Source organism: Kitasatospora putterlickiae (assembly GCF_039527695.1).
GTDB classification, from domain to species: Bacteria; Actinomycetota; Actinomycetes; order Streptomycetales; family Streptomycetaceae; genus Kitasatospora; species Kitasatospora putterlickiae.
This window is the reverse complement of record NZ_BAAAKJ010000169.1, coordinates 11712-20614: the sequence shown is the minus strand read 5'-3', so window position 1 is coordinate 20614 and position 8903 is coordinate 11712. Positions and strand designations below refer to the sequence as shown.

7 protein-coding genes are annotated in these 8903 nt (G+C 72.9%); 1 reads left to right on the top strand and 6 read right to left on the bottom strand.

The genetic code is table 11. The features are described from left to right. Positions 1-16: 16 nt before the first annotated feature. From ABD308_RS17490 to ABD308_RS17470, 5 genes are all read right to left on the bottom strand, one after another. A complete protein-coding gene (locus ABD308_RS17490) occupies positions 17-2146 on the bottom strand; it encodes a 3-hydroxyacyl-CoA dehydrogenase NAD-binding domain-containing protein (protein ID WP_344335363.1) in 2130 nt (709 codons plus the stop codon). Between the two features lie 2 nt (positions 2147-2148). Continuing rightward, positions 2149-3366 (bottom strand): thiolase family protein, encoded by a 1218-nt coding sequence (locus tag ABD308_RS17485; RefSeq protein WP_344335360.1) that lies wholly within the window; start codon positions 3364-3366, stop codon positions 2149-2151. A gap of 230 nt (positions 3367-3596) precedes the next feature. Beyond that, on the bottom strand, positions 3597-4850 hold the full coding sequence (locus ABD308_RS17480) for an HRDC domain-containing protein (protein WP_344335358.1): 1254 nt from the start codon (positions 4848-4850) through the stop codon (positions 3597-3599). A 165-nt stretch (positions 4851-5015) separates the two neighbouring features. Continuing rightward, positions 5016-5741: a LuxR C-terminal-related transcriptional regulator gene (locus ABD308_RS17475; RefSeq protein WP_344335356.1), complete on the bottom strand. Its 726-nt coding sequence runs from the start codon at positions 5739-5741 to the stop codon at positions 5016-5018. Between the two features lie 319 nt (positions 5742-6060). Next, positions 6061-6720 carry a DUF3000 domain-containing protein gene (locus ABD308_RS17470; RefSeq protein ID WP_344335353.1) on the bottom strand — a complete coding sequence of 220 codons (660 nt, stop codon included), beginning with the start codon at positions 6718-6720 and terminating at the stop codon, positions 6061-6063. Between the two features lie 247 nt (positions 6721-6967). Between ABD308_RS17470 and hemE the strand changes: the two genes are divergently transcribed. Then, positions 6968-7981: a uroporphyrinogen decarboxylase gene (hemE, locus tag ABD308_RS17465; protein WP_344335384.1), complete on the top strand. Its 1014-nt coding sequence runs from the start codon at positions 6968-6970 to the stop codon at positions 7979-7981. A gap of 51 nt (positions 7982-8032) precedes the next feature. Here the strand turns inward: hemE and ABD308_RS17460 are convergent, their stop codons facing one another. Beyond that, positions 8033-8818, bottom strand: a complete 786-nt coding sequence (locus ABD308_RS17460; RefSeq protein ID WP_344335352.1) for a DUF4349 domain-containing protein — start codon at positions 8816-8818, stop codon at positions 8033-8035. Positions 8819-8903: the final 85 nt, after the last annotated feature.

The window sequence follows — 8903 nt, the reverse complement described above, 5'->3', positions numbered from 1 at the left end:
CCCTTCCGCGTTCCTGCTAGGCGGGCACCGAGGCCACGCCCGGGGCCAGGAAGCGCTTGCCGTTCACCCGCTCCGAGACGCCCTCACGGTCCAGGTACGGGGTGATCCCGCCCAGGTGGAAGGGCCAGCCGGCGCCGGTGATCATGCAGAGGTCGATGTCCTGCGCCTCGGCGACGACACCCTCCTCCAGCATCAGGCCGATCTCCTGCGCGACGGCCTCCAGGGAGCGGGCCAGGACCTGCTCCTCGGTCAGCACGGTGTCGCCGAAGGAGAGCAGCTCCAGCACCTCGGGGTCGAGGACCTGCCGGCCGTCCACCCAGGTGTAGAAGCCGCGCTTGCCGGCCTTGACCACCCGGCCGAGGTTCCCGGAGACGGTGAACCGCTCCGGGAACGCGCCGTGCAGGGTCTCCGAGACGTGCAGGGCGATGGCCGGGCCGACCAGCTCCAGCAGCACGATCGGGGACATCGGCAGGCCGAGCGGCTCGACGCCCTTCTCGACGGTGGCGATCGGAGTGCCCTCGTCGATGATGTTCTGGATCTCGCCCATGAAGCGGGTCAGGATCCGGTTCACCACGAACGCCGGGGCGTCCTTGACCAGCACCGAGGTCTTCTTCAGCTTCTTCGAGACGCCGAAGGCGGTGGCCAGGGAAGCGTCATCGGTCCTCTCGCCGCGGACGATCTCCAGCAGCGGCAGGATCGCGACCGGGTTGAAGAAGTGGAAGCCGACGACCCGCTCCGGGTGCTTCAGCTTGGAGGCCATCTCGGTGACCGACAGCGAGGAGGTGTTGGTGGCCAGCACGCAGGTCGGCGAGACCACGTTCTCCAGGTCCGCGAAGACGGTCTGCTTGACGCCCATCTCCTCGAACACGGCCTCGATGACGAAGTCGGCGTCGCCGAAGGCCGCGGCCTTGTCCAGCGAGCCGGAGACCAGGCCCTTGAGGCGGTTGGACTTGTCCTTGCCGATCCGGCCCTTCTCCAGCAGCTTGTCGATCTCGGCGTGCACGTAGCCGACGCCCTTGTCGACGCGCTCCTGGTCGATGTCGGTGAGGACCACCGGTACCTCAAGGCGGCGGGCGAACAGCAGCGCCAGCTGCGAGGCCATCAGACCGGCGCCGACGACGCCGACCTTGGAGACCGGGCGGGCCAGCGACTTGTCCGGGGCGCCGACCGGGCGCTTGGCCCGGCGCTGCACCAGGTTGAAGGCGTAGATGCCGCCGCGCAGTTCGCCGCCCATGATGAGGTCGGCCAGCGCCGCGTCCTCGGCGTCGAAGCCGGCCTGCAGGTTCTCGTCCTTGACCTGGGCGATGATGTCCAGCGCCCGGTACGCGGCCGGGGCCGCCCCGTGCACCTTGGCGTCGGCGACCAGCCGGCCCCAGGCGACGGCGTCGTCCCAGGCCTTGCCGCGGTCGATCGCCTCGCGCTGGACGGCCACGTCGCCCTTGAGGACCCTGGCGGCCCACAGCAGCGACTGCTCCAGGAAGTCGGCCGGCTCGAAGATCGCGTCGGCGATCCCCAGCTCGAACACGTCCTTGCCCTTGAGCTGCTTGTTCTGCGCCATCGAGTTCTCGATGATGACCTTGACGGCCTTCGCCGGGCCGATCAGGTTCGGCAGGATGGTGCAGCCGCCCCAGCCGGGGACGAGGCCGAGGAAGACCTCGGGCAGCGAGAACGCCGGGACGCCCGCCGACACCGTGCGGTAGTCGCAGTGCAGGCCGACCTCGACGCCGCCGCCCATCGCCGCGCCGTTGTAGAACGCGAAGGTGGGGACGGGCAGCGCGGCGATCCGCTTGAAGACCTCGTGGCCGCCCTTGCCGATGGCCAGCGCGTCCGCGTGCTCCCGGAGCAGCTCGACGCCCTTGAGGTCGGCGCCGACCGCGAAGATGAACGGCTTGCCGGTGATCGCGGCACCGACGATGGCGCCCTCGGCGGCCTCCGCCTCGACCTGGTCCAGCGCCTCGCCCAGCTTGAGCAGCGAGCCCGGGCCGAAGGTGGTCGGCTTGGTGTGGTCGAAGCCGTTGTCCAGGGTGATCAGCGCCAGCCGGCCGGCCCGCAGCGGCAGGTCCAGGTGGCGCACGTGCGCGGTGGTGACGACCTCGCCGGGGAAGAGCTCGGCGCCGCGGGTCAGCAGCTCAGTCGTGGTGCTCATGCTCACTTACCACCCTCGAAGTGCGGGTTCTCCCAGATGACCGTGCCGCCCATGCCGAAGCCGATGCACATCGTGGTGAGGCCGTAGCGGACGTCCGGGCGCTGCTCGAAGCGGCGGGCCAGCTGGTTCATCAGGCGCACGCCGGAGGAGGCCAGCGGGTGGCCGAACGCGATCGCGCCGCCGTACGGGTTGACCCGCTCGTCGTCGTCCGCGATGCCGTAGTGGTCCAGGAACGCCAGCACCTGGACGGCGAAGGCCTCGTTGACCTCGAACGCGCCGATGTCCTCGATGGTCAGACCGGCCTTGGCCAGCGCCTTCTCGGTGGCCGGCACCGGGCCGATGCCCATGACCTCGGGCTCGACGCCCGCGAAGGCGAACGAGACCAGGCGCATCTTCACCGGCAGGCCCAGCTCCTCGGCCACGTCCTCGGCGGCCAGGAGGGAGGCGGTGGCACCGTCGTTGAGACCGGCCGAGTTGCCCGCGGTGATGTTGCCGTGCGGACGGAACGGGGTCTTCAGACCGGCCAGGTTCTCCATCGTGGTGCCCGGGCGCATCGGCTCGTCCACGGTGGCCAGGCCCCAGCCGGTCTCGCCGACCTCGGGGTTGGTGTTGCGGACCGAGATCGGCACCAGGTCGGGCTGGATGTCGCCGTTGGCGTACGCCTTGGCGGCCTTCTCCTGCGAGCGCACGGCGTAGGCGTCGCAGCGCTCCTTGGTCAGGTGCGGGAACCGGTCGTGCAGGTTCTCCGCGGTCATGCCCATGAACAGGGCGGACTCGTCGACGAGCTTCTCGGAGACGAAGCGCGGGTTCGGGTCGACGCCCTCGCCCATCGGGTGGCGGCCCATGTGCTCGACGCCGCCGGCCACGACCACGTCGTACGCGCCGAAGGCGATGCCGCCGGCGGTGGTGGTCACGGCGGTCAGCGCGCCGGCGCACATGCGGTCGATCGCGTAGCCGGGGACGGACTTCGGCAGGCCGGACAGCAGCGCGGCGGTGCGGCCGATGGTCAGACCCTGGTCGCCGATCTGCGTGGTGGCCGCGATGGCGACCTCGTCGATGCGCTCGACGGGCAGGCCCGGGTTGCGGCGCACGAGCTCCCGGATGCACTTGACGACCAGGTCGTCGGCGCGCGTCTCGTGGTAGATGCCCTTCGGGCCGGCCTTGCCGAACGGGGTGCGGACGCCATCGACGAAGACGACGTCCCTCGCGGTACGAGGCACGGGGGCTCTCCTCCCAGGGACCAACGGTTCTAGTGGGCAGGCTGCCGCTCACCATCGCACGGGGGGATGGGGGCGGCGCCGCCTGTCGGCCATGCTACCCGTCGGTAACCAGCCTGCCCAGGCCCGTCGGCCGCTTCTCCCGATGTGTCCCCGGACACGTTCGTCCTCCGGGCACGCGAAAGGGGATGCCGCCCTCCCGGGCGACATCCCCTTTTCCCCGTTCCTCCCGCTCAGCCCTGCTGCGCCGGTGCCGCCGCCGCCTTGGCGAACGCGGTGGCCACCGCCGGGGCGACCAGGTCCACCTGCCACTGGCGGGCGCCCAGCCGGCGCAGCGCGGCGGCCACGTTGGCCGCGGAGGCGTCGGCCGGCGGTTCCCAGGACACCCGGCGGACCAGGTCCGGGGTGATCAGGTTCTCGGCCGGCAGGTGGTGGCGTTCGGCCAGCTCGCTCACCGCGGCGCGCGCCCCGCTCAGCCGGGCGGCCGCCACCGGGTCCTTCTCGGCCCAGGCGCGCGGCGGCGGCGGGCCGTCGTGCGGCGCGGCGGCCGGCGGCAGCTGGTTCTCCGGCACCTCCCGCCCGCGCTGGACGGCGGCCAGCCACTGCTCCAGCTGGCGCCGGTGCACCCGCGGCCCGAAGCCCTGGACGCCCTGCAGCGCGGCGATGGTCAGCGGCATGGCCAGCGCGGCGTTGACGATCGCGGCGTCCGACAGCACCCGGCCCGGCGAGACGTCGCGGTCCTGCGCCATCCGGTCGCGGGCCAGCCACAGCTCGCGCACCACGGCGAGCTGGCGGCGCCGGCGCACCTTGTGCAACTGCGAGGTGCGGCGCCATGGGTCGGTCCGCGGGGCCGGGCGGGGGGCGGCGGCGATCGCCGCGAACTCCTCCAGGGCCCAGCCGAGCTTGCCCTGGGCGTCCAGCTCCCGTTCGAGTGCGTCGCGCAGCTCGACCAGCACCTCGACGTCCAGAGCGGCGTAGCGCAGCCACGGCTCGGGCAGCGGGCGGGTGGACCAGTCGACCGCGGAGTGCTCCTTGGCCAGGCTCAGCCCGAGCACGCTCTCGGTCATCGGTCCGAGGCCGACCCGGGCGAAGCCGGCGATCCGCCCGGCCAGCTCGGTGTCGAACAGGCGCTGGGGTCTCATGCCCACCTCGGCCAGGCAGGGCAGGTCCTGGGTGGCGGCGTGCACCACCCATTCGGTGTCCGCGAGGGCCGCGCCGAGCCCGCTCAGGTCGGGGCAGGCGATCGGGTCGATGAGCGCGGTACCGGCGCCCGCGCGGCGCAGCTGGATGAGGTACGCCCGCTGGCCGTAGCGGTAGCCGGAGGCCCGCTCGGCGTCGACGGCGACCGGTCCGGTTCCCGCGGCGAAGGCGGCGATGGTGGCGGCCAGCGCCTGCTCGTCCGCTACGACCGGAGGGATCCCCTCCTTCGGTTCGAGGAGCGGGACCGGGGCTGCTTCTTCTGGGATGGCTGCTACGGCGTCGGTCACCCCCCAAGGGTACGACGGTCCCCGCGACCGGGAGTGTTGTCGGACTGGTCAGACCGATGCCGGGGGCGCCGCCGGGTGGCCGGGGCATCGGCTCCGGCTTCCGCACGGCACGGCGCGGCGGCCCCGGGGAAACGTTCCTCCAGGGCCGCCGCAGCGGTGGGGATGTCAGTGGATGATGCCGGTGCGCAGCGCGACCGCGACCATCCCGGCGCGGTCGCCGGTGCCGAGCTTGCGGGCGATCCGGGCGAGGTGGCTCTTCACGGTGAGCGCCGAGAGGCCCATCGCCACGCCGATCGCCTTGTTCGACTGGCCTTCGGCCACCAGGCGCAGCACCTCCACCTCGCGTCCGGACAGCTCCCGGTACGCGGCCTGCTGGGCGCCCGGCGCTCCGTGGGTCCCGTGCGCCCCGGGAGCGCCCGGCGCCCCGTGCGCGCCCGGCATGCCCGGCATCCCGGGACGGCGCATCCGCCCGGCCAGCCCGGCGGCGCCGAGCGGCAGTCCGGGGCGGCCCGGCATGGCGACATTGGTGCGGGTGCCGGTGACGACGTAGCCCTTGACCCCGCCGGCCAGCGCGCTGCGCACGGCACCGATGTCGTCGGCGGCGGAGAGCGCCAGCCCGTTGGGCCAGCCGGCGGCGCGGGTCTCGGCGAGGATGGTGAGTCCGGAGCCGTCGGGGAGGTGGACGTCGGCGACGCAGATGTCGCGCGGCGTGGAGACCCGGGGGCGGGCCTCGGCGATGGACGACACCTCGATCACGTCCCGGACGCCGAGCGCCCAGAGGTGACGGGTGACGGTGTTTCGAACGCGGGGATCGGCGATGACCACCATGGCGGTGGGCTTGGTCGGGCGGTAGGCGACCACGTTTGCGGGGTGCTCAAGAAGGACCGACACCAGGCCTCCTGCAGGAGTGGCGGACGGAACCCCGAGGGGGCGGTCGGAGTGTTCCGCGTTGGGAAAGGGTCACAGTCTGCTTCGGCAGCATCCGTGCCCGGCTTTAGCGAAAGATCACGATCTAGTGAGTCACAATACGGACAAATCGCGCAGATGACTGATGCGACATGCTTGGAAATCGCACAAAATCGATCAGATCCTGCGCAAACCGGTCGGTTCCGAGCGCGTTATTGACGGAGAGGCGCCCTGAAGTCACACTCCGTCAGTCTTGGGAGTGGCGACGCGTCCACCGGTGACGCCCGCGCCGGGGCGCCACTCCTCAGTGCGAACGGGGGCGTCGCCGCGCCGGCATCGGGACCACTCCACCGAGTGACGTGACCTCCGCCGGGGCGTGCGGGCCCGAGGCCGGCGGCAGGCCCGCGCTGGTGCAGAGCAGGTCCCCCCAGGCCGCCAGGTGCCGCTCGAAACGGCCGTCGGCCGGCGTCCAGGACGCCCGGATCTCGATCTCGGTGCTCGACGGCCGGTCCGCCAGCCCGCCGAAGTACTGCGAGGCGGACAGCGACACCGTGCCGGACGGCTCCGCGTACCCGGCGCCGTGCGCCTGCAGCGCGTCCAGCAGCCAGGCCCAGCCGACCTCGGAGAGCATCGGGTCGCCGGCCATCTCCGGCTCCAGCTCGGCCCGGGTCATGGTGACCACCCGGAAGTCCCCGTTCCAGGCCTCCTGCCCGTCCGGGTCGTGCAACAGCACCAGCCGGCCGTCGGCCAGCTCCTCGCCGTCCACCTCGACGGAGGCGGTCAGCGCGAAGGAGTGCGGCGCCAGCCGGCGGGGCGCCGGGGCGGGGGAGAGGACGATCTCGGGGCGCAGCCGGGCCTCGGAAAGCGCCTCCACGGCAGCCCGGAACTCGCTCGGCGCCGCCTCCCGACCCGTTCCGCCACCTGCTCCGCCACCCTGCGCGGGGTGCCCTCCGACCGCTGCCATGACCCGAAGACTAGGTCGAAAACACGGGTATTCGCCGCAACTTCTTCCCGCGCGGCGCGCCGGGGCGGCAATCCGGCCAGATCTTGGAGGAACCGACGAGACCACCGGGGCGGACGGGCCCGGGCCGCGTGCGAAGATTTGGAGCGTGAGCGAGACGACGGCAGACACCCCGGCAGTCCCCCCGACCGGCGCCACCCCCGGTCAGCAGCCCGACGCGCGCCGCGGCGCCGCGTACGACTCGGCGTTCCTGCGCGCCTGCCGGCACGAGCCGGTACCGCACACCCCGGTGTGGTTCATGCGTCAGGCCGGCCGCTCGCTGCCCGAGTACCTGAAGGTCCGCGAGGGCATCCCCATGCTGGAGTCCTGCATGCGGCCCGAGCTGGTCAAGGAGATCACCCTGCAGCCGGTGCGCCGGCACGAGGTGGACGCGGCGATCTTCTTCAGCGACATCGTGGTGCCGCTCAAGGCGATCGGCATCGACGTCGACATCAAGCCCGGCATCGGCCCGGTCATCGGCGACCCGATCCGCACCGCCGAGGACCTCAAGCGGCTGCGCCCGCTGGAGCCGGACGACGTCCCCTACATCACCGAGGCGGTGGGCCTGCTCGTCGACGAGCTCGGCTCCACCCCGCTGATCGGCTTCGCCGGCGCCCCCTACACGCTGGCCAGCTACCTGGTCGAGGGCGGGCCGTCCAAGAACCACGAGAACACCAAGGCCATGATGTACGGCGCGCCCGAGCTGTGGGCCGCCCTGGTCGACCGGCTCGCCGACATCACCTCCGCCTTCCTCAAGGTGCAGATCGAGGCCGGCGCCTCCGCCGTCCAGCTGTTCGACTCCTGGGTCGGCTCGCTCGCCCCGGACGACTACCGCCGCTCCGTCATGCCGGCCAGCACCAAGGTGTTCGACGCGGTCGCCGGCTACGGCGTGCCGCGGATCCACTTCGGCGTCGGCACCGGCGAGCTGCTCGGCCTGATGGGCCAGGCCGGCGCGGACGTGGTCGGCGTCGACTGGCGGGTGCCGCTGAACGTCGCCGCCGAGCGGGTCGGCCCCGGCAAGGGCCTGCAGGGCAACCTCGACCCGGCGGTGCTGTTCGCACCGACCAGGGCCGTCGAGACCAAGGCCCGCGAGGTGCTGCACGCCGCCCAGGCGCTCGGCACCAGCGGCCACATCTTCAACCTCGGCCACGGCGTGCTGCCCAGCATGGACCCGGACGCGCTGTCCCGCCTGGTCGCCTTCGTGCACGAGGCCAGCGCCCGCTGACCCACCCGACGGCGGCGGGCCCCTCCGGTTCCCCGGAGGGGCCCGTGGCCGTCAGGAGGTGTGCGGCCCTTCCTCTTCCTCTTCCGCGTCCTCCTCCCGGTCCGGCACCGGGAGGGCGGGGCCGGCCGCCTTCCGGCGTCGGCGCAGCGCCCACAGGACCGCGGCCACCGGCACCGCCACCAGCAGGAACGGCAGCACCGCGGCCACCGCCACGGCGATCCCGCGCACGATCACGGCCAGCACGTGCCAGCCGCCGCCCAGCGCCGAGCCGACCGACTCCCGGAAGCCGTCCTTCTTCGGGGCGTCCGGCACGCCGTCGGCCTTGGGCTTGTCCTGCTGCCGGCGCACGTCCAGGGTGACGGTGGACAAGGACGTCTTCGCCGACAGCTCCTTCACCTGCTTCTGCAGCGACTCCAGGTCCGCCTCCCGGCGGCTCAGCTCGCTCTCCAGGCTGACGATCTCGGCCAGCGTCTTCGCCTGCGCCATCAGCGCCCGCACCCGGTCCACGCTCGCCTGCTGGCTCTGCATCCGGCTGTTGACGTCCGCGACCTGCTGGGTGAGGTCCTCCGCCTGGCTGCGCCGGGAGACCACCTCACCGAGTTCGGCCAGCCCGTCCAGCGTCTGCTGGAACGCCGCCGACGGCACCTTCACGGTGATCTGCCCGCTCTGCAGGGCGCCGGCCGACTCGTCGCCGCCCTCCCCGCGGCCGCTCGCCGTCTCGCTCGCCACGTAGCCGCCGGCGGCGAGGGCCAGCGCGCGGGCCCGCGCCATCGCCTCGTCCACCTTCGCCGCCCGCACCGTCAGCTGCGCCGAGTACGCGATCTGCCGGGCGTCCACCGTGGGGGCCGCCGCGCCCGGTCCGGTCGCGGCCCTGGGCGCCGCCGACGCCGCCCTACCGGGCGTCCCCACTCGGTGTCGTGGT

Bases quoted from the DNA above. Each gene is read 5' to 3' on its own strand.
- ABD308_RS17490 (WP_344335363.1), bottom strand. From the start codon at position 2,146: ATGAGCACCACGACTGAGCTGCTGACCCGCGGCGCCGAGCTCTTCCCC.
- ABD308_RS17470 (WP_344335353.1), bottom strand. From the start codon at position 6,720: ATGGCAGCGGTCGGAGGGCACCCCGCGCAGGGTGGCGGAGCAGGTGGC.